Origin of the sequence: Pedobacter sp. PLR, assembly GCF_026239675.1 — a bacterium.
In the GTDB taxonomy this organism is placed as follows: Bacteria; Bacteroidota; Bacteroidia; order Sphingobacteriales; family Sphingobacteriaceae; genus Pedobacter.
In genome coordinates, this window is record NZ_JAPIVQ010000004.1 from 396,351 (window position 1) to 421,632 (window position 25,282).

A 25,282-nucleotide genomic window follows, 5' to 3' on the forward strand; every position below is an offset into this window, starting at 1 on the left:
AGGTTATTGATAAATAATTAGGTTTGTGTACCGTTGATCCGGAAGCTAATTGCCTTTTTGCATTCGTTTTAATAAGGCATAAGAAAAGATCAGGGCTATCCCCAGGCCGAGAAAAACACCAAAGGCAATGGTAAAGAGTTTTTCCAGCTGGAGTAAAGTGCTGACTACGGTGCCGGCGGCGATTCCAAGCGCTATGCCTATACTGGTCATTCCCAATATAAGTAGATAGGGTAACAGATTGGTCTGACCCTTAAAGTGATCGGGGGAAAGTCCCCTTGCAATAATTTCCATTCGTTCCTTGTGCCTGGTGGTGAAATAGTAGTAGCTAATGCCGAATACGACCAGGGAGATGGATATAAATAATGCTGCTGATGTGGTTTCCATGTTTTTGCTGATTTCCTGATAAGACTGTATATATTTATAAGTGGTCACATATGTGACCTTTAGTTTTGAAACGCAGTCTAACCTATTGTAAATATGAAATTAATTTAGCCACAAGCATGCTGTTCGGACGCGACCGTAACGAAGATCATTTTTTAAAACAGGCCATTCTCGGTGAACGGGAAGGTTTTGAGTATTTGGTGAGGATCTATCAAAACTTAGCTTATACCGTGGCTATCAAAATCTGCGGAAATAGCGAGGATGCAGAAGAGGTGGTTCAGGATGCTTTTATGAAAGCCTTTAATGCACTAGCAAATTTCCGTAGTGCCTCCAAATTTTCGACCTGGCTATATCGGATTGTTTACCATACTGCGTTAACTAAAAAAAGTACCAGACGCATGAGCAGTGAAGAATTAAATGAGGAATCGGGTGCAACCGGTTATTTACTGGATGAAAAAAAGGAATTTGGTGCTCTGGTACATGCCGACCGGAAAAAATACCTTAACCTGGCGCTAGGGCAACTATCGGAAGAAGAAAGGATCGTGGTGACACTCCATTACCTGGGAGAAAAAAGTACCTCAGAAATTGGAGAGATATTGGACCTTGGAAAATCCGCGATCAAAATGCGGTTGATGCGAGGAAGAAAAAAACTGGAGGAGTCCTTAAAAGGGTTACTTAGGGAGGAATTAAAAGATCTATTATGAAACACAAGAAATTAATGGAGGTTGATCCATTGGCTGGTTTGGTGAAGGAAGAGTTGATGGATGTCCCTTCAGCGGAATTTTCGGACAAACTTCTGCATGCATCTATGACTAGTTACCGGATAAGTTACAGCACAAGATATCGAAAAGAAGAGCGATTAGGGAAAGCCATTTTAGTCATATTGATATTTTTCAACGTGATGATGTTTTATCGTTTGAACCTTTTTGATATAAATCCTGGATGGTTATTGATTTCTTTACCTTTCGTGGTTGGATTGGGGGTTTTAGTTAAAATGAACATTCAGGTAGCGAAAAAGCTGTTTGCGGAGCGTAAATTTTAGTTAACTTAATTTATTTAAACAAGTTCAGTACAATATGATGAAGGTCAGGTTTTTCACGCAAGTTGTTCCCCATCAAGATCCTAACCATCCATTAGTTCAGGATTATGTAGTAATTATAAAAAAATATTAACCTTTAAAAATGATGAAATCGATCTTTAATTACGCCTGTTTGCTCTTGCTGCTTGTTTTGACTTCCTTTTCAGGAAAAAAAGAGCAAAAAATAAATATTGTTTTTATAGGTGACAGCATTACTGAGGGAGGTGCTTTAGCAGATCCAAAAAACGAAGCTACACCAATCTATGTGGCGGAGCTATTGAGACATCGTAAAGATATTAGCTCAGTGAATATTAATAATAGGGGGTTTAGTGGACATACCACTGTAGATTTTTTGCCAAAGAACAATATTGATTTCCCAAAAGTACTGCAGGCAGCCGATAGCTTTGCACAAGATAAAACAGCCGTCTTATTGTTCTCTATCCTATTGGGTACAAATGATAGCGCCATGTTCGGGCCAAATGGTGCACCTGTCCAGGCAGTTCAGTACAAAGATAATTTGAAGGTCTTAATCAATACCTTGATGGAGAAATACCCCGATGCCAGATTTGTCATACAATATCCGCTTTGGTACAGTCCAAATACACACAATAATGCAGGATACATGAAGGAAGGACTAGATCGCTTAAACAGTTACTTTTCACAGATAGAAACCTTATGTCCGGAGTATAAACTTAGCCATCCAAATAAGGTTTATCCAGGCAGTAAAGGTGTTTTCAGTTTCTTTCAAAAGAACCATAAAAAACTGTTTAAAGCTGAAGACGGTAAGCATGGGGTTTTTTATTTGCATCCCAATGCTGAGGGCTCTAAAGCTTTAGCTGAATTTTGGGTAAAGGGAATTCTAAATGCAATTAAATAATTTTTAGCCGTTGTATCTCGTCAATTCCCTGGTTGCATCTATAATTACCAGGTGGTTATTTACTGCTGAATTGAGCAATCAATCCAATAGCGCCTATGATACCTGAGTTTTTAATTTGAGTGATACAACCTTCAGAATAGACAAGTCGAATAATCATACGGACTTTAACATATCACACGATAAAATTCCGGCCATTTTTTTGTAAGATGCCTGGCCATAAGGATAGAAAACAATTGGTCTGGATTCCTGTTAATAGCTTAGAGGTTAACAATAGCTGCTGTTGTTGATACCTCAAAAGAATATTTAATAGAATTTAGAATTATGGATACGAACAGACTTTCAAAAACATTAGCTGCCGGGTTAAATACTCAAATGACTAAAGAAGCTGCTGCTGCACAAATTTATCTTTCCTATGCTTCATGGGCAAGCAGTGCAGGTTATGATGGAATCTCAAACTTTCTATTCAGACATGCAAATGAAGAGCGTAGCCACATGATGAAATTTCTCGAGTATATTCTGCAACGTGGAGCTAAAGTGAAAATTGAGGCCATACCTGCTCCACCGGAAGATCCGACTAGTGTACAGGATTGTTTTAGTAAAGTGTTCGAATCTGAAATCGATAATACGAAGGCAATTTATAAATTGGTGAAAATGAGTTTGGAGGAAGAAGATTGGGCAACCTGGAATTTTATGCAGTGGTTTGTGAAAGAACAAACGGAAGAAGAAACCATGGCCATGAATTTATTGGATAAAATCAAAGTTGCTGGTGGATTAAAAGCCAGTGGCGATGCACTCTATGAACTAAATCGAGATCTGAGAGGTACACCAGATGATGCTGCTCTTGCAGAAACAAAAACGGCCGAAAACCCCTAGTGGTTTTACTTTTATATGTATTTAAAAAAGGAGTTAAGTTGCATTAAATCCTTTTTTAAAATAGTGAGTTTTATCCGAAAAGTATCCTGTAGATGTATTGGATGAGTATATATTAGGTGCTGGTAAATTACTTAAGAGGTGGGAGGAGTGGTGTATTGACTTGGTGGTGTACCAAATTGCTTTTTAAATTCTTTAGTGAAATATTTGCTGTCAACAAAACCTACCATATACGCAATTTCTGATACAGAATTTTTTTTCTGACTAAGCAGTTGAGCGGCTTTTTTCAACCGGATACTTTTCGAAAAATCATTTACAGTCATACCTGAAAGCGCTTTAATCTTTTTGTATAAGACCGATTGACTCATTCCCATTTTATCTGACAATATATCCACGCCAAATTCCCGATATTCCATACGGCTCTCAATTACTTCGATAAGCTTTGATAAAAATTGCTCGTCCAGATTGTCTATAGCAATATTTCTGGGTTCAAAAAGAAACTGTTGACGGTATTTTGCGCTAATCAATTCTCTTGATTCCAGAATGTTACGCACATTTAATTGTAACACATTTTTACTAAATGGTTTCGTTAAATATAAATCTGCCCGCATGGCTAATCCACTAATCTGATCAGCCTGCGAACTTTTAGCAGTAAGTAACACTACTGGAATATGACTCGTTCTTTCGTCAGTTTTAATGTCCTTACATAGTTCCAATCCATTTTTATTGGGCATCATGATGTCACTGATAATCAGGTCCGGAATTTCATTTTTTGCCATTTCCAATCCGGTTGCTCCATCTACACTTTCCAATATTTTATATTCTTTTTCAAGAATACTTTTTATTAAGGCACGAAGCTTTTCATTGTCCTCCACAATCAGGATGGTGAATTTTCCGGCGTCTTCTTCAGGGGTACCCACTTGCATGGTGTTTTCCAGGAATTGAACCTGCTTCTGGCTATTTTCGCCTGCTTCCGGGGCCTGAGGAATATTTGAAGTATGGGAAATAGGGAATCTAATTGTAAAACAAGTATTTCCTACTTCACTTTTTACCGACAATGTTCCATTGTGCAAATTAATAATGCGTTTACTTAATGCTAAGCCAATACCATAACCAATATCCTGGTGTTGGTCTTCTAACTGGTAATAGTTTGTAAATAACTTTTCATGATATTCAGAAGGGATTTCCTTTCCGGTATTTGCTACACTTATGATAATGGACTTACCCTCTTTATCAATGGTGAGTATGATGCTCCCGTGTTCAGGAGTAAACTTTACCGCATTACTTAATAAATTAAATATGACTTTTTCCATTTGCCCCTTTTCAAATGATACAATTAACTCGTTTTCTACATGGAAGAAGGACAAGCTTATGTTTTTTCTGCCACATACTTCTTTGAAAGATTCATAAATCTCTTCTAAAAAACCAATGATTTCATAATCAGCTGGATTTAGTCTTAAGTTATTAGTCTCAGCTCTTCTAAAATCCATTAATTCAGTGACTAACCTTACCAGTCTATCTGTATTCTTCTTAATAAAATTCAGCTGCTTATTTACTGGCGTGTTGTTTTTGGTATCTTCAATTACCCCCTCAAGAGGCACCATAATTAAGGTGAGGTGGGACCTTATTTCATGAGAAACATCGGTGAAAAAATTCAACTTTAACTGATGAAGTTCTTCGTCTCTTTTCATGAGCTGTCTGAGGTAAAAAAAACGCACAAAGTAGAAGGTGATTACACCAAGACAAATCGTATAAAAGGTATAGGCCCACCAGGTTTTCCATATTGGAGGTAAAATCTTTATGGATATATCGATTGGTTTACTCCATATACCATCATTATTAGCTCCTTTTACAGAAAATACATATTCTCCTGGAGGAAGATCCGTATAGGTTGCTTCCGGTAAAGAACTCTCATTCCAATTTTCGTTGATTCCCTGTAGTTTATAGGCGTATTTGTTCTTTTTGGACTTGATATAATTCAGCAGCGCAAATTCAATAGTGAAAATATTCTGATCGCTGTTAAAGGTTAACTTAGGATTGAGAATGATATTTTTTGTCAGGATTTTATCTTCTCTTTCTGTCTTTTTTATGGTATCATTAAATAGCCTCAAACCCCTGAAAATTAGGGGAGCATGGTAATTGTTTTGTTGAATCTCTTCCGGATTAAAGTAGGTGATGCCATTTAGTCCGCCAATAAAAATTGTTCCGTCTCCTGCTTTGTATAAAGAGTTATAGTGGAATTCATCTCCGGCAAGGCCATCAGCCATCGTATAGGTTTGGAAGGTTTTCCGGTCGGCTTTTAATCTTGACAAGCCATTTATGGTACTAAACCATAAGTTATGCGTTTTATCTTCAGTAATACTCAGCACATTGTTATTACATAGCCCATCCTTTGTGGTGTATTTTGCAATAATTTTTCCTTTTTTAGGGCTATAAACCTGGATACCTCCGTAGTATAATCCAATCCAGATATTTCCTTCATGGTCTTCTGCGAGATTATTGAAAGTGATCGTTTCGGGATCTTTTGAACCTGAGCTAATAATGCTGAAAGTTTGTAAATCCTGATTATAGAGAATTATTTCCTGATTCGTAACGATCCACAAGTTCTTATTTTTGTCTTCATAATACTTTTCGATGATTTTATCTTTAAAGTATTTGGCAAAGATCGGAGGTGTTATATTCTTAAGTGATTTCCCTTCACGTTGATATACCCCATTAATCCTTACGCCACCGATCCAAAATCTTTTCCCGGAGTCTTCCAGAATACTGACTACAGCAGACTGTTTTGTTTCAAAATCGTTTTTTCCTAAATTAAAGTGTTTAAACTTCCCGCTTGATTGATCAAATAAATTTAATCCTGCTCCACTGGTGCCAAGCCACAATTGGTTATCCGTGTCCAGGTATACTACTTTCACCAGATTCGAGCTCAGACTTGCAGGATCGGCAGGATTGTTAACATAATATTTAAATCGACGTGTTTGTCTGTTGAAATGATTTAGCCCACCACCTTCAGTTCCAATCCATAGGTTTCCATTGGGATCTCCTGCAATTGAACGAACAACGTTATGATTAAGACCGGTGCCGCTTACATTACTACTCAAAGTTTTGAAGGGGGTTTTTACACCATAGGAAACACTTACGCCTCCAAAATAAGTGCCCAGCCAGAGGCTTCCTGTCTTATCCTCAAAGATACTGTAAATGGAATTTTGGACCAGGCTCAAAGGATTGCCAATCTGATTCTGGTAATTGGTAAAGGTATGATTTGCCGGTTGAAATACGCTTATCCCTTCTTGCGTTCCGATAACAAGATTACCTTCCTTATTTAGGATCATTTTCCTGATGGAGTTATGGATAAGGCTGTTAGGGTTGTTGTGCTGATGAACATAGTGTTCAAAAGTTTCAGCCGCTCTGTTAAATCGGTTAAGTCCCCCGATTCTCGTTCCGATCCAAAGGTTTCCTTTCAGGTCTTCTACCATAGACTTCACCGGGCCATCACTGATGCTTTTCTCTTCAGCAGCTAAATGTCTATAGATTTTAACAGCTGAGATTTTTTTGCCGAACCGGCACCTGATCAGTTCCTTACTTGTACCAATCCATAGAAATTTTTGATGGTCCTCAAAAACGCTCAGCACCTCACCAGTGATTGATCCGGGCTCCATGCCTAATTGATCTACGTTTATAAATGAGCTTTTTTGTCTGTTATTTAAAATATATAAACCTTTATCTGTACCAACCCATAGATTTTTACGCTTATCCTCATAAATGCATGACACATTGGGGTGTACCACTTTTTTTTGCTGTACTAATTTTATGGACTGAAAATTATCATTTAATACACCGTATTTATTTAAGCCCGTTGCTGTACCAACCCATAGCGTTTTTTGATAATCACAATATATTGTATTGATATGGTTATTGCTTAATGATGTGGTGTCATTTGGCAGCGACTTATAGATGCTAAAGCTTGTCCCGTCATATCGGTTCAAACCATATCGGGTGGCAAACCACATGAAACCATAACCATCCTGAGTAATGTCAAGAACTGAACTTTGAGAAAGTCCATCACTCACTTTAATAGCATTAAAACTTAGTTGTGCATTCACATAAAAAAGCGGGTTTAAAAAAAACAGTATAAATACTGTTTGACATAATCCTGATTTTAGACGGTTGTGCATTTGGAAGAAATATTTGGTGGTGCCACGCTAAATATAGGCTTAAAAAGCCAATTAGAGGGTTAAAAACAAAATATTCCTCCATTATAAACAGGATTGCCCACCATTGGTTTCAAAAGATAACTTGATTTTTGATTTCCATGTATCCCGGGCTTTTAACAGGCCTAAGGAAATATTTTCAGGATGTAATCATCCAGGGAAAACACAACTAAACCAAATTAAACCTAGTAATGCAAATCTACAAACGAACATTTTTATTCGTTTTGATCCTTTTCGGTTATAGTACTATAACGGTGAAAGGACAGAATGAAGTATTGAAAACTGACTCCTCTTATTTATTAATGAAAAAAGTTGCCGATTGGCAATGGAATACCCTGGAAACAAAAGGCTGGAAAAATCATAAAAAGGATTGGACCAGTGGTGCTATGTATACCGGTATGATGGCCTGGGCTAAATTGGCAAATGATGAGAACTATTACCATAAGTTAATACAGGTAGGTGTAGATAACAAATGGGATACAGGTCGGTACAGATATTTTGCTGATGACTATTGTGTGGGCCAGCTTTATTCCCAGCTGTATACAGTTTATAAGAAACCAGAATACATTCAGAAGTTTCAAGCCCTGGCAGATACCATTGTTACGCTACCACATTCAGAAAGTCTCGAATGGAAAAATGGAATTTATACACGTGAATGGGCATGGTGTGATGCTTTGTTTATGGGGCCACCAGCTTTAGGTTACTTAACTCAGGCAACCGGAGACACCAAATATTTGGATAAATCAATTGCACTATGGTGGAAATCTACCGCGTATTTGTATGATAAGGACGAAAATCTTTATTACAGAGACAGCCGCTACTTCAATAAAAAGGAGAAGAACGGGACTAAGGTATTTTGGAGTAGGGGTAACGGTTGGGTGATTGGAGGTTTAGTACGTCTATTGTCTGTAACACCGGAAAATCATCCGGAGCGTAAAAAGCTGGTAAAACTTTTTGTAAAAATGTCGGAGCGCTTAGCTTCATTGCAACAGGCAGATGGAAGCTGGCATGCGAGCTTGCTGGATCCGGGTAGTTTTCCTGTAAAAGAAACCAGTGGTACCGGCTTTATTTGCTATGCGATGGCCTGGGGTATTAATAATGGACTTCTTCCGTATAAAAAATATGAGCCTGTTGTTTCCAAAGCATGGGTAGCACTGACATCTTCAGTACATCCCGATGGAAAGTTAGGCTTTGTACAAGCTCAGGGTGCTGCTCCGGATAAAGTTGGTTATGATGATACTGATGTATACGGTGTTGGGGCTTTTCTATTGGCCGGCAGTGAAATTCTTCCTATGCATATCAACCATAAAAAAGATGTATTTGTAACCGAAACTTACAATGGTACCGCTCTGGAAAAAGAGCAAAAGATGGAGGTTAAATGGTCTGATATATCCAAAAAGCTTAAAAAGCTTAGTCCTGATAAAGTCGTAATCAGAGATGCATCATCAGGTATGTCGATTCCTTCAAATGTAGAATACGATGGCAAAAAGCCACAATTACTGCGCTTTACCGTAAAGGTCGCGCCGGGAACAAGTAGAATTTTTGAAGTTAGTAAATCATAAAGAGCATGAGGAAGATATTTAAATATGCGTTTTTAATAGCGGTAATTCTTTTTACCGGAAATACAGCACTTGTTGCACAACAGAAAAATAAAAAGAAGCCGGCCGCAATAGTTACCGGGACCCAGGATCGTGAATATTGGGCGAATTTATTGTATAAAATGTCCTCACCGGTAATCTTTAATCTGGCTAATGGAACATTAAAACAGCAGATGCCTGTTGAAGTACCTCCAGGGGAAAAAACTGACTTTTTTAAAAAAGTAACTTATCTGGAGGCAGTAGGACGTACAATGGCTGGCGTTGCCCCATGGCTTGCTTTACCGGATGATGAAACAAAAGAAGGAGCGATGCGTAAAAAATTACGTATAGCGCTTTTAAAGGGAATTGCAAACGCTGTTGACCCGGCTAATCCAGATTATCTGAATTTCAGAACCGAAAGTCAGCCTATAGTTGATGCCGCTTATATGGCTCAGGCTTTTTTAAGAGCACCAAAAGCATTGTGGGAGCCACTGGATGCAGTGACCAAAGACAGGATAGCAACGGAGTTTATGGCCTTGCGTACCAGAACAGGAGCTTATAACAACTGGTTGCTTTTCGCAGGAATCAATGAAGCATTTTTATTGAGTATAGGAAAACAGGCAGATCCGGTACGTATCGAGTTTGCAAAAAGAAAAATTACCGAATGGTACCAGGGAGATGGTTGGTATAGTGATGGACCTGGTTTTAGCATGGATTATTACAATTCCTATGTAATCCATCCGATGCTGGTTGATTTCTTTAAAGTACTATCCGATAAAAAACGCCTGAATGTTGAGGCGTATAATACTGCGGTAAAACGAATGGTTCGTTACTCTGAGTTTTCAGAACGCATTATCAGTCCTGATGGAACTTATCCACCTATGGGTAGGTCGGTAACTTATCGTACTGCAACATTTCAGGCTTTAGGCCAGGTCGCATTAATGGATAGGTTGCCTTCAGGCATTAGCCCTGCTCAGGTTCGCTGTGGACTAACCGCTGTGATGCACAGGATGTATGATCAGTGCAACAACTTTGATAAAGACGGTTGGCTGGTTTTAGGTTTTTGTGGTGCTCAGCCTGGCATTGCCGATGGGTATACTTCTACAGGCAGTCTATATATGGCAACCCTCGGATTCCTGCCTTTGGGATTACCTGCCGATCATAAATTCTGGACTGATCCGGCAGCAGACTGGACTTCAAAAAAAGCATGGACCGGGCAGCCCTTCAAGAAAGATTACCATGTAGAATATTAATGCTCAACCCTAAATAGTAACCTAACCAAATGTATATGAATATGAAATGTTTGACTTGTACTCAACTAATTATTAGAAGCGTATGAAGAAGATTTACCTAATGTTTTTTATGGCATCAATGGAATTGCTGTATTGCAATGATATGTATGCTTCCTCTCTTACTGAACCCGGATATTATGCTCAGCAGAAATTAATAAAAGGGCAGGTAAAAGATCGCTTTGGCTCCCCTTTGCAAGGAGTTCTGGTACGTCTCAAAGATAGAGCGGGCAGTACCCAAACCGATGCCAAAGGTTATTATAGCCTGGAAGCAGATGTTAACGATGTGTTGATCTATGAATTAGAAGGATATGCTCAGCAGGAGCAAAAGGTTAAAGGGCGAAATATAGATGTATTTCTTCAGAAAAATGAGCTGGATGAATTCTACAACACTTTATATGGCAAACATAAATCTTCAACTTTTTCCGGATCAATAGCGGAGATCAAGGCAGAGGGGTTAACGACTATCCCGGTTCCTAATGTCAGCAATACCTTAACAGGACGATTGAACGGACTGATTACTACGCAGTCAATTAATGATGGCGTTGACCGCTCTTTTTTTACCCTGAGAGGGAGAAGCCCGATTGTAGTTGTAGATGGAGCCGTTAGAGATATTGATGGGCTAACCACCAATGAGATAGAAAGTATCACCGTACTTAAAGACCCGGTGTCACTTGCGGCAATGGGGATGCGTAGTGCTGATGGGGTAGTGCTTGTGCGAACAAAAACTGGTTCTCCGGGCAGGCAAACGATCACCTTCTCCGCCCAGGGAGGAATGCAGGAATCTCTTCAGTTGCCTAAATACCTGGATGCCTACAACTATGCATTTTTGGCTAATGAAGCCTCAGCTAACGACAAGCGTCCTCAAATTTACAGTCCGGCAGATCTGGAAGCCTATAAGAATTCTTCAGATCCTTACCACCATCCTAATGTCGATTGGTACGACGCCACACTTAAACCCCGCTATGGTTTTAATCGTGTTAACCTGAATGTTTCCGGTGGCGGTAAATCTGCCCGTTATTTTGTGGCCTTAGAAAACCAGAATCAAGGCGGTATCTTTAAAGAAGGAACCAATAATTTTAATACCAATAATACGGTAAACAAATACAACTTCAGGTCTAATGTAGATGTAGATATCGACCAGAATTTAAATATAGGTTTACGTTTGTCCGGGAAATATGAACAAGCAAATAGTCCGGGGGCAGGAATAGATGCAATACTTAGTCAGATCAGGCAGACACCGGTTAATGCTTATCCTATTTTTAATCAGGATGGTTCATTATCAGGAAATTCATTATATAAAAAAAATATCTTCGGACAGCTTTACAGCACCGGGTTCACCCGTGATAACCGTCGTACCTTGTTGATAGATGCCGATCTGAACCGGAAGCTGAATTTCATTACCGATGGCCTTTCTTTAACAGGTTCCATACATTATACTTCTTTTTATAACAATACTGTATTAAGGAACAGGTCTAATTATGCCGTGTTTCAACCTGTATACGATCCTGTAACACAAAAGGATACCTATTTACAGTTTGGTACTACTTCTGGTTATGCCAATGCAAATTCTTATGATAATAGCTTTTTCCGGAGGTTAAATTATGATTTTGGCTTTAAGTATAACCACAGTTTTTCGAAACATAATATTGATGCTTCCGTAAGATATACCTGGGACCAATATGATATAGGGACCTCACTTACCCATGCTTACCAGGGTCTTGTTGCCATAGCCTCGTATGATTATAATGAGAAATATTTTGCGGATTTTTCCCTTAGCTATCAGGGAACTGAGCAATATCAGAAAGGTAGAAGATATGGGGCATTCCCGGCTGTATCTGCTGGATATAACCTGAGCAAAGAAGAATTTCTAAAGAATAGTATTTTTGACCTCCTAAAATTGAAGGCTTCTGCCGGCCTGCTTGGTTTTGACAGGTCAGGTAATTATGCTTATCAATCTTATTACAACACCTCAGGTAACGCCTATTATTTTGGAACTACTGCTACCGGTATGGCAGGCTGGAATGAGGCATCAATAGGGAATCCTGAGGTTACCTGGGAAAAAACAAGGTCCTTCAATTCAGGTATTGAAGCCAGATTTTTGAAAAATAGCTTAGGGGTATCTATTGACTATTTCAACCAACGCAGATATGATGTCCTGCAACAAAGAGGTGCATCAAATCCAATACTCGGCGTTGCTTATCCTTTAGAAAATATTGGTGTCTACAACTATAGTGGTATTGAACTCGCGGCAGATTACAATAAAACAATCGGCCAGGTAGAACTTACCTTGAAAGGAAATATGCAGCTTTCTAAAAGCAGGATAGTAAATATAGATGAACTGCCATCGAAATATGCTTATCAGCAACGTACAGGTCAGCAAATAGGTCAGGTTTTCGGATATCAGGCCTCCGGGCTTTTCCAAAGTCAGGAAGAAATAGACCGTAGCCCTAAACAGTTTTCAAGTTTGTTACAGCCCGGCGATATCAAATACATTGATCAGAATGCTGACGGAATGATTAATGAAGATGACGCCACAACAATAGGCAGGAAGGGCGCTCCGGTTTACTACGCAGGTTCTATCGGATTGAAATATAAGAATTTTGATTTTTTTGCACTGTTAAACGGGGTAGCTAATAAAGACTTTTATCTTGTAGGAAGTGATGCCTGGGAATTTCAGAACAATGGAAATGTTCAGCAATATCATTTAAATCGCTGGACTCCAGCTACTGCCACTACCGCTGATTATCCACGGTTAAGCTATGGAACCAATACAAATAATCAAAGAGTTTCAACCTATTGGATCAAAAATGGCGGATATCTAAGGCTTAAAAATGTAGAATTAGGTTATACCCTTCCATCATCAGTCACACGCAAGGTAGGATTAGGTAATCTAAGGTTGTTTACTTCGGGCTTCAACCTCCTGACCGTTACGAAGCTTAAAGATCTGGATCCGGAATCTTTGTTCAATAATTACCCGCTTTATAGAAGTTATAACATTGGTTTGACTGCCAAATTCTAAAGACGTAACATATGAAATTTTATAACCTATTAATCGCAATACCTTTTGTATTGCTCATCGCATCTTGTGAAAAAGATGTATTATCCCAGCTTCCGGTAGAACGCACTGAGCTTAGCGACATCTTTAATCCAAAAGATAAGCAAGGGACACTAATTGATGAATATTTAGCTGCTGTATATGCAGAGCTACCCAGAGGATTTAACCGGATTGGAACAAATTTACTCGATGCCGGAACAGACGATGCCTTAAGTGGTGATATTTCAGTAACCGGCGTCGATAAATACAAGATCGGACAATGGGGGCCTTCAGATTTACCTGAAAATCCATGGGCTTCCGGTTACAGTGCAATAAGACGGGTTAACGTGTTATTGGCGAATGTAGATAACTCAGGTATTGTAGATTCCAGAAAAGATGCATTTCGTTTCCAGGCAAGAGCATTGCGTGCTTTTTTTTATTTTGAAATGGTAAAGCGATGGGGCGGCGTTCCATTAATCGGAGATAAAGTGTTTGTCTTAAATGATAACCTACAGCTAGCCAGAAATACAAGGGCTGAATGTGTAGATTATATCGTGTCGGAATGTGAGTTCTTAAAAGATAAATTACCAGCTACGCTGACTACCGCCGACCTGGGCCGGGTTTCTAAAGGAGCAATGTTAGCACTTAAATCACGCATACTGTTGTATGATGCCAGTCCATTATATAATCCTTCCAATGATATCACCAGGTGGCAGACTGCGGCAAAAGCTGCTGATGACTTAATCAAATTGAATTTGTATGCTTTGGAAGCTAACTTTGGAACCTTATTTACCACTAGAAGTAACAAAGAGTTTATTCTTGCATATCAACAAGCCGACAATTCAACAATTGAAAGTTTAAATGAGCCTCCCGGCTATATGCGTGGAGGGCAGGGGATAACCAATCCAACTCAAAATCTGGTAGATGCTTTTCCAATGTCGAATGGTAAGGCCATTGCTGAACCGGGTTCAGGATACAATCCTGCTGATCCTTACAAAAATCGAGATCCCAGATTTTATCTAAGCGTATTTCATAATGGTTTCTCCTGGCTTGGCAGCGCTGTCGAAACATTTGTCGGTGGTAAAAATAATACCCGGAATGGCATAGGAACCGGAACCAAGACAGGTTATTATATGCGGAAGTTTATGACAACCAGTGGTTCTGCCGCCAGCTTTTCAAATGCAACACATAATTTTCCGATTTTCAGATATGCTGAAATACTCCTGAATTATGCAGAAGCACAGAATGAGGTATTGGCTAGCCCTGATGCTTCGGTTTATAAGGTCATAAATGACATTAGGAAGCGGGCAGGCATTACCAGTGTTATCGCTATCGGATCAATGGATAAAGATCAAATGAGAAAGTTCATCAGAAATGAAAGACGTATTGAACTCGCATTTGAAGAGCATAGATTCTGGGATATCCGCAGGTGGAAAATTGCAGAGACCGTTTTGAATGGAACCCTAAAAGGGATGAGAATTACACTGAATCCCGACAAGTCCTTAACCTATGATCCCAATTTTGTAGTGCAGACGGTAACGTTTGATGCCGCTAAAATGTACCTCTATCCGGTGCCTTATATCGAATTGCGAAAGAATCAGGCACTTATTCAAAATCAAGGCTGGAATTAAGTTAGGTTATTAATTATTATTATATCATATATAATGAAGAAGATATATATCATACTGGTTTGTATGCTAAGTGTACTACTTAGTGTTGCTCAAACCAGATCTATTAGCGGAAAGGTCTCAGATCAGACCGGCCCAATCCCGGGAGTGAGCATTAAAGTGGAGGGAACCTCTATTGGATCTACAACGGATAATAAAGGAATGTATGTGATGAAAGGAGTACCGGCAGAAGGTAAATTGGTATTCAGTGGTATTGGTTATAAAACTGTTGTTGAGAAACTGCAAGCCAAAAACGTATATAATGTCCTGCTTGAGGAGAGTATAGAAGGATTGAATGAAGTGGTGGTGGTCGGCTTTGGGACACAGAAGAAAGCTACATTAACAGGATCTATTTCCAGCCTCGGTGGAAAGGAGCTGAAGCAGAGTCCTGTAGCAAACCTGACCAATGCTTTATCCGGTCGTTTACCAGGGCTTTTTGCCCAGCAGAATAGTGGACAACCCGGTAAAGATGAGTCTGCAATACAGATCAGGGGTGTCAGTACATACCGCTCAGGGACAGGACCTTTGTTAATTGTAGATGGTGTACAACAGGATAACATTGGTCAGATCGATATGAATGAAGTAGAAAATATTTCTATTTTAAAAGATGCCTCAGCTACTGCTGTTTATGGAATACGCGGTGCAAACGGGGTAATCATTGTGACTACCAGACGTGGCCAGACAGGAGAAGCACAGGTTTCCGTTAGTAACCAAACCGGAATTCAGCAGTCAACCCGTTTACCAAAACTACTGGATGCTTATAATTCACTGCTTTTGGTAAAGGAAAGCTATGTTAACGATGGCCAGGCTGCGAATTTCCCTTATACGGATAGCCAGCTTGAAGAATTTCGTTTGGGAACCAATCCTTCCGTTTATCCGAATGTGAACTGGTATGATGAAGTAATGCGTCCTTATTCCTTGCAAACACAGTTTAATGCAAACGTTTCCGGTGGTACAGAAAATGTAAAATATTTTGTATCCGCAGGGATGATGAATCAAAATGGCTTGTTTAAAGAGTTTAAACAAAGTGAAACAGATAACACCTACTACTTTAAACGTTATAATTTTCGGTCTAACCTGGATATCAAAGTAAATAGCAATCTGGATATCGGAATTGATTTATCTTCGAGATTAGAAAACATCAATCAGCCGCATCCTGCAGAAGCAGGACGTTCAGTTTTTAATCAGTTGTTGCGTACAGGCTTTGCGCCTTATTCATTCCCGGTTTATAATCCTGATGGATCTTTTGCTGCGCCACCTCAAAGTGGTCAACATCCAAATATGGTTGCTCAGCTAACCTTAGCGGGTTACGACAGGAGTTACAATACGGTAATGACTTCTACAGTAAATGCGGTACATAAACTTGATTTCTTATTGAAAGGATTGTCGGCAAGGGCAGCATTTGCTTTTAACAATACCCAGTATTCCCTAAAAAGTCTGTTTAGAAACGGATATCCTACTTATAGGTATAATCCAACTAATGATACTTACAGTTTATTCAATGTCAGTTATCCTGTATTGAGACCTTATGAACTGGCCACAGGAAATCTTGCGCCAAAAGGCTCCACAAATCTTGAAGCCGCGCTAAATTACGCCAACCAGTTTGGGAAACATAATTTAACAGTCCTTGGACTCTATAATCAAAATACAAAGGTTTATGTGAACGGTTCAGGAGTGCCGGACCCATCGCGTAAAATCAGTTATCTGGGTTGGGTTGGAAGGGCAACTTATAATTATGCCAGCCGTTACCTTGTAGAATTTAACCTGGGTTATACCGGCTCAAATCAATTTAATGATCAAAGTAGATTTGGTCTTTTTCCGGCAGCCTCAGTGGGATGGGTTCTTTCTGAAGAGTCTTTTATAAAGGAGCATGTTAAATTCCTGGACTATTTTAAGATCAGAGGTTCTTATGGAATTGTAGGAAACGATAATGTTGGATTAGACCTGACCACCTACGCTTATTTAAGTACCTATGTGCCTTCCGGTAGTTATCAGTTTGGGGAGTCAAATACCACTTACAATGGATTGGCAGAAGGAAAATTGGGTAATAGCACCCTGACCTGGGAAAAGGAAAGAAAAGCCAATATTGGATTCGATGCACAATTATTTGGATCTAAAATGACTTTGACATTTGATTATTTCGATAATTACAGGTATGATATCATCACCACTCGTGCAACAGTAGGGGATATCGTAGGAGTTAGCCTGCCGGAAGTAAACCTTGGGAAAGTAAGTAATAAAGGATTGGAGTTTGAGTTGGGGTATAGCAGTAAAGTAGGGAAGGTAGGTTACTTTGTAAAGGGTAATATCGCTGTCGCCAGGAATAAGGTGCTATACAGAGATGAGGAACGTAAGAAATATCCCTGGTTACAATCAACCGGGCAATCTGTAGGACAACCTTTCGGTTGGACCTGGATTGGTTTTTATGAAAGCAAAGAGGACATCGCGAACAGTGCAGTCACTGCTTTTAATCCGCAGGTAGGCGATTTGAAATATGCTGACCTAAATGGAGATGGGATCATCAATGACGATGATAAAGGGCCTATTGGCTATCCTGTAATACCAAATACAAGTTTTGGCCTTTCCGGAGGTTTTAACTATAAGGAATTTGATTTTAGCGTTCTATTTCAGGGGGCACTGAACAATAGTGTAAGGCCAACAGATGAACTGGTTTATGAGAATATCGGGAACTTTCAGGAATTTCACCTGGGGCGCTGGACACCGGAAAATGCGGCTAATGCGACTTTTCCGAAACTACATCTTGCAAGTGGTGGCGCCAATAACAGGCCAACAACATCCACTTTCTGGCTTCGTTCGGGAAATTACCTCCGCTTAAAGAATTTTGAAATTGGCTATAGGATAGCACCTTCGGTACTTAAACGAATAGGGATAGGAAGTCTTCGTATTTATGCAAATGGGACAAACTTATTTACCTGGGATAGGATAAAACTCCTGGATCCAGAGTCGCCAAGCGGCCGTGGAGAGAATTACCCACAGCAAAAAATTTATAGTCTTGGATTAAATCTTAATTTTTAGAAGGTCATGAAATTATTAAAACGTATTGCATTAGTTGTATTGGCAATCAGCGGGCTATGGGGCTGCAAGAAGGAAAGCGTATTGTCAGGTGATACACAGTCCGATATTTTTGACAAAGATGTATGGACAGATAGTGTGCGTACCACGCAGATATTAACTAGTATTTATGCGGACTTAGGCCCGGAAAGCTTCACCACACGGATAAATACCTCAAACTCTTTGTCTGAATTTAGTGATGAATCCGACGAACGTTGGGCAACCACCACCACCACGCCTGCCGGAACTTTTCAAAAAGGGAACTATAGTTCCAGTTCTTTACCGGATCCCTTTAATAACACCTGGAAGAATTCTTACAAATCCATTAGAAAGGCTAATATATTCTTAAGTAGGGTAGATGAATCTCCATTGTCTGCCGCAACAAAGAAAAGAATGAAGGCAGAGGCCCGGTTTCTAAGGTCTTATTACTACCATATTCTGATGAAACACTATGGTGGTGTTCCCTTGATTGATCGTGTATTAACCATTGACGAAGACTTTAATTTGCCGAGAAACAGTTATGAAGCCTGTGTAAATTACCTGGTCAGGGAACTGGAGGAGACAGCGGTTGATCTTCAGATGGAATATACAGGGACTGAAGCTCAGAACCTTGGAAGGATTACAAAAGGCGCTTGTCTGGCCTTAAAAGCCAGGGTATTATTGTTCGCAGCAAGCCCTTTATTTAATGGAGGCGCAGCTGATCCAAATCCTGTTTTCGGATACCCTTCCGAAGATAAGCAACGTTGGACTAAGGCTGCGGAGGCGGCCAAAGCGGTTATAGATTTAAATTATTATAGTCTTGTGCAAGGTACAGGAGGAGATAACTCTACTGCAGAGGGATTTTATAATGTCTTTCTAAAACGTGTGAATCGTGAAATGATCTTTGCAAGACTTGCCGGAAGTAACCGTACTTATGAAAGTTCGCATCTACCTTCAAGTGTCGGCGGAGCTTTCCATAATTCACCTAATGGAGATTATGTGGATACTTATCCGATGCGTAACGGGATGCCTATTGATGCTCCCGGATCAGGCTATAATCCACAGAATCCTTATGTAAACCGCGACCCCAGGTTTTATCGTTCCGTTATTTATAACGGGGGATTATGGTTAAGCCCTGCTACAAATACCAAACAGCCAATATATACTTACCTTAATGCGCCTAATGATGGTTTTAGTATCCCTTTTATTGCCCCGGGAACTCAAACAGGTTATTATAATAGAAAAATGATGAGCGAAGATGTTACTGGTACAACCGGTGGGACCGAACATTTTTTTCCATTCTTAAGATATGCTGAAATATTGTTGAATTATGCGGAAGCTTTAAATGAATCCGGAAAAACCATGGAGGCATATGAACCAATGAGGGAAATCAGAGACAGGGCAGGTCTGAATCCGGCAGCCTTGCCTTCCGGATTAACGATGGAGCAAATGCGAAAATTCATTAGAGATGAAAGGAGGATTGAACTGGCCTACGAGGATCACAGGTTCTGGGATATCCGTAGGTGGAAGATCGGTGCCAGTACATATGGAACTGTACTTAAAGGAATAAAGATCATCAAGATTGCAAATAATACTTATAGTTATGAAAAAGTTAATCTGGCAAAACCTGCTTCTGTATTTATAGAACCAAAAATGAACTTGTTGCCAATTCCTGCTACGCAAGTAAATATTTCTGATCAACTGATCCAGAATCCCGGCTGGTAAAATTAAAATTGCAAAAATGATTACAAAGAAAACAGCTGTCTTCTTCGTAATCATTTTTGCTAAATCAGCACCGGGACAAATAACTAAAGATAACCCAATGCATTTATCATTTGTGTGGATGATATGGGCTATGGTGATTTAACACTTTGAAAAATAAGAAGAAAATGAAATGTCATTTAAAAATAATAGCAGCCACTTTATTACTGATTACAGGTATAAAATCAGCGAAAAGCCAAATCAGTACAGCAATAGGAAACACTGATCCCTCAACAACGGTGGCACCGATTAATTGGAACAAGTTTCAAAAAAAAGCACCTCGTAATAAAGTCACAAATGCAGTAAAAACAGCATTGCTCAATGCCAATAAGTTTGCACTCAGCGCCTGGTTTAACGATGTGAAGAAATATCAGATCGATTCCAGCGGGTATCTTGACTTGAAAAGTAAATCTAAGGTAAATGAATACCGGTACCGCTTTCCTGCTGCGATGGCTTTCGGTATAGCCATTGCCATTAAAACAGGCATATATGATCCCGCTGTAACTGGGGTGTCATTGAAAGAAGCTAAAGATAAAACGACCCTGATGATCCGGTCTGTGGCCTATGATCATAAAATCAATGGTAACCGTAAAGTATGGGGTGGCGATTGGCAGGCAGCTCACTGGGCTTATTACTCAGGATATGTAGCCTGGCTCCTTTGGGATGAATTTTCGCCCAAAGATCAATCCAATATCATAAAAATGATGGTTTCTGAAGCAGATCGTTTTCTTCCAACAGCGCCGCTTTATTTTAAAGACAGCACAGGAAAAGTACTTTTTCCAGGCGATTCTAAAATTGAAGAGGATGCCTGGAATGCTGAATTGCTGTATTTGGCGGCAGTCATGTTACCGGATCATCCAAACTCGAACAAATGGTTATATAAGTCTGTTGAATATTTGATCGCCTCTACCTCCCTGCCTTCTGATTTAAATAACCAAAGAATTATACATGGCCGTCCGGTGAGTAGCTGGGTTAATGGCCATAATATGGAGGAGCCTGGTTTTGTAATCAACCATGGTATCATTCACCCACAATATAATGCGCTTGCTTCGATGATTAATGCGCCAATTGTTTTTTCATTGGCAGGTAAAGCAACACCAGAAGCCGCACGCTTTAACCTTGATAAAATTTACTACTCGGTAACGACACATTCGTTTTCCGCTCCGCCTTACAAAGCTCCTGGTGGTACCATGTATCGTGAAGGAACAGCTGATGTTTATTACCCTGAAGGTTCTGATTGGGGCTTTGGTGTTTATGATAATTTTGCCAATCTGGATATCGCTGCTTTTACCTATGGCTGGGATCATCTTTCGCAAAAGCATAAAGGCGAATATTGGGCAAAACTCCACATTGATAAAGTCCTGCAACAACAAAATCGTTTTGCCGATGGACATACCTATACCGGTGATGATGAAAATAGCTATCCAGGTAGGGAAGAGGCAATAGCCAGTAGAATGGGCTCTGCCTGGATGACAATCTGGTTACAGCAACAGATACCTGCAGTTTATGATAATAAACCGATTTCAAATTAAAGTATAGACGAGCATTCCTGGTCATCTATACTATTCTATGTTAATCTATAGCACCAGATCAGCCACTTTTTTATGATCAGCCATATTGATAATGTTAGGCCTTTGGTTGATACTCATCGTTACGATTTGATCGGTAAATTTCCAGTTGGCAAGATCTACCATACGGATGGTTCTGTCGTTTACGGTATGGAAATAAAACTTTCTTTTTTCCAAATCGCTGGCTACTGTCCATTGGGTATATTCCGGATCTCCTTGCGAGTCTCGTATAGTTCCAAGCGGTATATCAAATGCATCAAGTATGTGAAATGCCTGGAGTACGGCTTCTTCATTTTCTTTCACTGGTATAACAGACTGCGAATAGAATACGGCACGAATAAAACGGGAAGGAGGTGTGTAATCGCCCGGTAGTCCGAGTAAGCCTGTTCCCTGGCCAAAAGCCTTTACCGGAGGCAATTTGGCTCTTTTATCGGTCATGTTTTTCAGAGGTAGTTCTGTTACATTAATAGGCGTTAGATTTACATAATTGCTGAGATTAGTATAGTGCCACATGTAATCTGGTGAATTGGTTAAAACACCAATCGGGTTATCATGCATATGTAATTCACCATGTGTATATTCAACCACCAGAACATTGCCTTCAGCATCATGAATGTTATAGTGCAGTGCAACAGCTTGAACCTGAGCCGTTGCATCCTGTGCTAATTGATTTGGTGCTCCGGTGTGCGCCCCTTTATTAACTTTAATTTCTAATAAGGCTATTTTTACTTCTTCGACCGTTTTGCAGGTAGACAATAAGTACGTAGGTAAATCAGTAGAGCATAATGATTGGTCTGCTTCTTCTGGTTGTACTTTCATATAGTCTGCATAATTAGTAAAGTAGAACGCACCAACAGACAGTCCTTCTGAATTGATACCATCTATTATCAGATTCAATTCCATGACATTGAGACCTGTGATGTCGTACCGGGAAGTCCAGTGGAGACCAGGCACATTAACCTGTGGTCCCGCCCCGACAAAGTGGATTCCCTTGGGAATGACCAGGACTTCTGATCTTAAATCTGTTGCAAATTCCATAGTACGACCATAGATCGGCGCACCGCTTTCTGTTTTAACCTGAATACCTGTACACATAAGGATGATTTTTTGTTTATACAATAGGTTTTTTGAAAATACGCAGCAGTTTTTTCTTTAGAACAGCCACGATATAACAATATAAATAATATTTTCTTGAAAGTTGTTCGGTTGAATATTTTTAACGAAAATGATACAATGTACTGATATACAGTGTAGTTGTGGGTGTGTTGAGCTGCTGAAGAGTATATTTCTCTGGCAGGGTTTTAGAGTTGCTTCTGTTATGGTTTGGGGAGTACAAGTGTAACATCAAGATCGCACCTGGAAAACCATACTATAATCAACTTTTTTCTCTAGTTTTAAATTTGCAATTTTTCGGGAGGACATCAGTGTGTATTTACTCCCTGATTGCAATGACGATCTTTCGATCAGATAAAAACTGACATTAGGAAATTCATTTAAACCCGGATCAAATGTTACCGCAATCAAAACTCAATTCACTTCTGTTTTCTGTAGTTTTATTAATAGTCAGTTCAAACAGTTTTGGTCAGACAAAACAAGATAGTTTAGACGTTAAAGTTGCTGTTCTAGACTACATCGAGTCCCAGCATACGCCTGATCCTGCACAAATGGACCGGGCATTACACCCCAGAATGGTGAAGCGAACTTTTTGGAAGGACAAGGAGACTGGTAAAGACTACCTGAGGGAGACCAATGCTGAATCCATGATACTCTTAGCCGAAAGCTATAATAAGAAAAAAGATAAATTCCCGGAGGTACCTAAAAAAGAAGTCCGATTTCTTGATGTTTCCGACAGAACAGCATCAATTAAACTCATCGCAGATGATTGGATTGACTACCTACACCTCGTGAAATTGAATGGTACATGGAAAATAATTAATGTGCTTTGGCAATATCATGACAGTGCCCGACAGAAATAAGGGTCTATTTTAAACTTTTTACTATTTCGAGTAAACGAAAGAAATACTGTCTTTAACAATCAGTCCACTCATGTTTTGGCCTACATAAATAATCGTGTACTTACCAGGTTTGCTGAGGTCATATCCTTTTAAAAGATCCACCTGAGTAGAAACACTGTCTTTAGAATTTACAGCGATATAACTGCTGGCCGGTGCTGGCATCATTCGTTTGGCCATCGCACCTTTGTAGTTTATCTCTTCACCAGAAGCTGATTTTACATCCAGGTATTTGCTGATGAATGGCTCAAAAGGAGTGTGCCATTTGCAAAAACGTTGTGCAGTGTCGGCATTGTTGTACACTGTAAATTTCAATTCCACCAATTCGCCAGCCTTAACGGTGTCTTTCACTGACATCTTTGCAAATAAACCTTTTTCAGCTGTGCTGTCTGCAGCTATAGGGGCCAGGGCTGCGTCATTACTGTTTTTTGCAGCATTGTTATTCATCCCGCAAGATGAAAGTGTCAATACAGCAGCGGTAGATATTAAGATGCTTAAGTTTTTCATAGTGTAAAAATATCCTTTTTGCCTGGCTTCTACATTATCTTTAAGTGATAGCTTACAGAAAGACTTTAGAGGGCATATAGGCTTTCCTGAAATTTTGATCGTAACTGAAGTTTAAATACCTTAGAAATTCTAAACAGCGCTTAAATAGGCAAGTTGTTGGATTGGCTTAAAATGTTATACCATGAAGTCAATATCTAATTGCACAATTCTCTGGCAGAAATTACCATTTAAATGGAATATCAAATATGAAAAGTTTATTTAAAAAAGTAGCATTATCGGTAACACTACTTACCGCAAGTATAACTGTAAATGCACAAACAGATACCATATATGTTTATGGTCCCGGCGGACCACTTTCTGCAATGAAAGCCTGCGCTACACAATTTACGGCAACTACAAAAATACCGGTTAAAGTAATTGGCGGCCCGGAAAGTAAATGGTTAAGCAGTGCTGAAAAAAATGCCAATATCATCTATGGTGGTGCTGAATATATGCTTACCCAGTTTACACAAAACTACCCTGATATGGTAAACAAAGCCAGCAGAACGGCCTTGTACCAGAGGCGGGTAGCAATTTTAGTGAGGCCAGGTAACCCAAAGAAGATTACTTCGTTAAAAGATTTAACGAGAGAAGGCATTAAAATACTCGACGTAAACGGCGCAGGCCAGTTGGGACTTTGGGAAGATATTGCAGGGAAAGAGAATTTGATTGGTTCAATTCAGAAAAACATTGTTCAATCTTTTACCAATACTGCATTAGGGATAGAAGCATGGAAAGCTGATAGTGGTTTTGATGCCTGGATTACTTATGCCTCATGGCATAAAAATCTTAAGGATATCACCACGGTAGTAGAATTGCCGGTTTCATTGCGTTTGTATCGTGGTACACCTATTGTCCTTACAAAAAATAAGAAGAACACTGTTAATGCTCAAAAATTTGTTGCCTTTTTAAAGAGCACAGCCGGACACCGGATATTTCAGCAATGGGGATGGGAGTAAGCTGCCTACAAATATATATGAGCGAGAATGTTTATTAATTTATTGAAAGGGTCACGGACAAAAAATCTACGCACACCCCATGGTTCATCCACTGGTCCGTATTCAATAGCTATGCCCGCCTTTTTCATTCGCCTGTATGCTTCATTAACATCATCTACCTCGATTGATAAATCAGGTACAGGTGTCCCGGATCCGCCCTCTATAGCAAAACTGATCTGAATTTTTTGATGATTTTCAGATCCGTAGGTTGCTATCCAATTATGATCCATTAATAAATCAAGTCCAAGTATGTCTTGATAGAATTGTTTGGCCGCATCAACGTTTTGCGTAGGTATGTCCACTACGATTCTTTTAACTTTCATACATCAATTTACAAAAAATGGACGGTAATCCTGTGC

18 protein-coding genes are annotated in these 25,282 nt (G+C 39.6%); 13 read left to right on the plus strand and 5 right to left on the minus strand.

Annotated elements, in window-relative coordinates; all coding sequences use genetic code 11:
- Positions 1-45 precede the first annotated feature (45 nt).
- Positions 46-432 (minus strand): DUF6249 domain-containing protein, encoded by a 387-nt coding sequence (locus tag OQX61_RS12300; protein ID WP_265841998.1) that lies wholly within the window; start codon positions 430-432, stop codon positions 46-48.
- Between the two features lie 68 nt (positions 433-500).
- On the opposite strand from OQX61_RS12300, the gene OQX61_RS12305 reads away from it, so the two are divergent.
- The 4 genes from OQX61_RS12305 (at position 501) to OQX61_RS12320 (ending at position 3,209) form a co-directional block, all read left to right on the plus strand.
- On the plus strand, positions 501-1,085 hold the full coding sequence (locus OQX61_RS12305; RefSeq protein WP_265841999.1) for an RNA polymerase sigma factor: 585 nt from the start codon (positions 501-503) through the stop codon (positions 1,083-1,085).
- Complete coding sequence (locus OQX61_RS12310) at positions 1,082-1,423, plus strand: hypothetical protein (RefSeq protein ID WP_265842000.1); 342 nt, start codon at positions 1,082-1,084, stop codon at positions 1,421-1,423. The genes OQX61_RS12305 and OQX61_RS12310 overlap by 4 nt, the downstream gene beginning before the upstream one ends.
- A gap of 139 nt (positions 1,424-1,562) precedes the next feature.
- Positions 1,563-2,336 carry a GDSL-type esterase/lipase family protein gene (locus OQX61_RS12315; protein WP_265842001.1) on the plus strand — a complete coding sequence of 258 codons (774 nt, stop codon included), beginning with the start codon at positions 1,563-1,565 and terminating at the stop codon, positions 2,334-2,336.
- 321 nt (positions 2,337-2,657) lie between these two features.
- On the plus strand, positions 2,658-3,209 hold the full coding sequence (locus OQX61_RS12320) for a ferritin (RefSeq protein ID WP_265842002.1): 552 nt from the start codon (positions 2,658-2,660) through the stop codon (positions 3,207-3,209).
- A gap of 131 nt (positions 3,210-3,340) precedes the next feature.
- On the opposite strand, the gene OQX61_RS12325 is transcribed toward OQX61_RS12320, so the two are convergent.
- Positions 3,341-7,309 carry a hybrid sensor histidine kinase/response regulator transcription factor gene (locus tag OQX61_RS12325; RefSeq protein WP_265842003.1) on the minus strand — a complete coding sequence of 1,323 codons (3,969 nt, stop codon included), beginning with the start codon at positions 7,307-7,309 and terminating at the stop codon, positions 3,341-3,343.
- 299 nt (positions 7,310-7,608) lie between these two features.
- On the opposite strand from OQX61_RS12325, the gene OQX61_RS12330 reads away from it, so the two are divergent.
- The 7 genes from OQX61_RS12330 (at position 7,609) to OQX61_RS12360 (ending at position 21,331) form a co-directional block, all read left to right on the plus strand.
- The gene (locus OQX61_RS12330; RefSeq protein ID WP_265842004.1) at positions 7,609-8,979 is read left to right on the plus strand and encodes a glycoside hydrolase family 88 protein; all 1,371 of its coding nucleotides are present in this window, start codon (positions 7,609-7,611) and stop codon (positions 8,977-8,979) included.
- Positions 8,980-8,984: 5 nt separating this feature from the next.
- The gene (locus OQX61_RS12335) at positions 8,985-10,247 is read left to right on the plus strand and encodes a DUF2264 domain-containing protein (protein WP_265842005.1); all 1,263 of its coding nucleotides are present in this window, start codon (positions 8,985-8,987) and stop codon (positions 10,245-10,247) included.
- Between the two features lie 82 nt (positions 10,248-10,329).
- Positions 10,330-13,305 (plus strand): SusC/RagA family TonB-linked outer membrane protein, encoded by a 2,976-nt coding sequence (locus tag OQX61_RS12340; RefSeq protein ID WP_265842006.1) that lies wholly within the window; start codon positions 10,330-10,332, stop codon positions 13,303-13,305.
- 11 nt (positions 13,306-13,316) lie between these two features.
- Positions 13,317-14,951 carry a RagB/SusD family nutrient uptake outer membrane protein gene (locus OQX61_RS12345; protein WP_265842007.1) on the plus strand — a complete coding sequence of 545 codons (1,635 nt, stop codon included), beginning with the start codon at positions 13,317-13,319 and terminating at the stop codon, positions 14,949-14,951.
- A 33-nt stretch (positions 14,952-14,984) separates the two neighbouring features.
- A complete protein-coding gene (locus tag OQX61_RS12350) occupies positions 14,985-18,023 on the plus strand; it encodes a TonB-dependent receptor (RefSeq protein WP_265842008.1) in 3,039 nt (1,012 codons plus the stop codon).
- 6 nt (positions 18,024-18,029) lie between these two features.
- On the plus strand, positions 18,030-19,763 hold the full coding sequence (locus OQX61_RS12355; RefSeq protein WP_265842009.1) for a RagB/SusD family nutrient uptake outer membrane protein: 1,734 nt from the start codon (positions 18,030-18,032) through the stop codon (positions 19,761-19,763).
- A 164-nt stretch (positions 19,764-19,927) separates the two neighbouring features.
- The gene (locus OQX61_RS12360; protein ID WP_265842010.1) at positions 19,928-21,331 is read left to right on the plus strand and encodes a hypothetical protein; all 1,404 of its coding nucleotides are present in this window, start codon (positions 19,928-19,930) and stop codon (positions 21,329-21,331) included.
- Positions 21,332-21,376: 45 nt separating this feature from the next.
- Here the strand turns inward: OQX61_RS12360 and OQX61_RS12365 are convergent, their stop codons facing one another.
- Complete coding sequence (locus OQX61_RS12365; RefSeq protein ID WP_265842011.1) at positions 21,377-22,462, minus strand: choloylglycine hydrolase family protein; 1,086 nt, start codon at positions 22,460-22,462, stop codon at positions 21,377-21,379.
- Between the two features lie 413 nt (positions 22,463-22,875).
- Between OQX61_RS12365 and OQX61_RS12370 the strand changes: the two genes are divergently transcribed.
- Positions 22,876-23,343, plus strand: a complete 468-nt coding sequence (locus tag OQX61_RS12370) for a nuclear transport factor 2 family protein (RefSeq protein WP_265842012.1) — start codon at positions 22,876-22,878, stop codon at positions 23,341-23,343.
- A gap of 21 nt (positions 23,344-23,364) precedes the next feature.
- Here the strand turns inward: OQX61_RS12370 and OQX61_RS12375 are convergent, their stop codons facing one another.
- Positions 23,365-23,886, minus strand: a complete 522-nt coding sequence (locus tag OQX61_RS12375) for a protease (RefSeq protein ID WP_265842013.1) — start codon at positions 23,884-23,886, stop codon at positions 23,365-23,367.
- Between the two features lie 245 nt (positions 23,887-24,131).
- On the opposite strand from OQX61_RS12375, the gene OQX61_RS12380 reads away from it, so the two are divergent.
- The gene (locus tag OQX61_RS12380) at positions 24,132-24,884 is read left to right on the plus strand and encodes a substrate-binding domain-containing protein (protein ID WP_265842014.1); all 753 of its coding nucleotides are present in this window, start codon (positions 24,132-24,134) and stop codon (positions 24,882-24,884) included.
- Between the two features lie 5 nt (positions 24,885-24,889).
- Here the strand turns inward: OQX61_RS12380 and OQX61_RS12385 are convergent, their stop codons facing one another.
- Entirely contained in the window at positions 24,890-25,246 is a 357-nt protein-coding gene (locus OQX61_RS12385) for a VOC family protein (protein WP_265842015.1), read from the minus strand.
- Between the last annotated feature and the right edge of the window lie 36 nt (positions 25,247-25,282).

Coding starts and splice junctions, on each gene's coding strand:
- OQX61_RS12350 (WP_265842008.1), top strand. CDS start 14,985: ATGAAGAAGATATATATCATACTGGTTTGTATGCTAAGTGTACTACTT.
- OQX61_RS12330 (WP_265842004.1), top strand. CDS start 7,609: ATGCAAATCTACAAACGAACATTTTTATTCGTTTTGATCCTTTTCGGT.
- OQX61_RS12375 (WP_265842013.1), bottom strand. CDS start 23,886: ATGAAAAACTTAAGCATCTTAATATCTACCGCTGCTGTATTGACACTT.
- OQX61_RS12365 (WP_265842011.1), bottom strand. CDS start 22,462: ATGTGTACAGGTATTCAGGTTAAAACAGAAAGCGGTGCGCCGATCTAT.
- OQX61_RS12360 (WP_265842010.1), top strand. CDS start 19,928: ATGAAATGTCATTTAAAAATAATAGCAGCCACTTTATTACTGATTACA.
- OQX61_RS12380 (WP_265842014.1), top strand. CDS start 24,132: ATGAAAAGTTTATTTAAAAAAGTAGCATTATCGGTAACACTACTTACC.
- OQX61_RS12320 (WP_265842002.1), top strand. CDS start 2,658: ATGGATACGAACAGACTTTCAAAAACATTAGCTGCCGGGTTAAATACT.
- OQX61_RS12355 (WP_265842009.1), top strand. CDS start 18,030: ATGAAATTATTAAAACGTATTGCATTAGTTGTATTGGCAATCAGCGGG.
- OQX61_RS12385 (WP_265842015.1), bottom strand. CDS start 25,246: ATGAAAGTTAAAAGAATCGTAGTGGACATACCTACGCAAAACGTTGAT.
- OQX61_RS12345 (WP_265842007.1), top strand. CDS start 13,317: ATGAAATTTTATAACCTATTAATCGCAATACCTTTTGTATTGCTCATC.
- OQX61_RS12340 (WP_265842006.1), top strand. CDS start 10,330: ATGAAGAAGATTTACCTAATGTTTTTTATGGCATCAATGGAATTGCTG.
- OQX61_RS12315 (WP_265842001.1), top strand. CDS start 1,563: ATGATGAAATCGATCTTTAATTACGCCTGTTTGCTCTTGCTGCTTGTT.
- OQX61_RS12310 (WP_265842000.1), top strand. CDS start 1,082: ATGAAACACAAGAAATTAATGGAGGTTGATCCATTGGCTGGTTTGGTG.
- OQX61_RS12305 (WP_265841999.1), top strand. CDS start 501: ATGCTGTTCGGACGCGACCGTAACGAAGATCATTTTTTAAAACAGGCC.
- OQX61_RS12335 (WP_265842005.1), top strand. CDS start 8,985: ATGAGGAAGATATTTAAATATGCGTTTTTAATAGCGGTAATTCTTTTT.
- OQX61_RS12370 (WP_265842012.1), top strand. CDS start 22,876: ATGTTACCGCAATCAAAACTCAATTCACTTCTGTTTTCTGTAGTTTTA.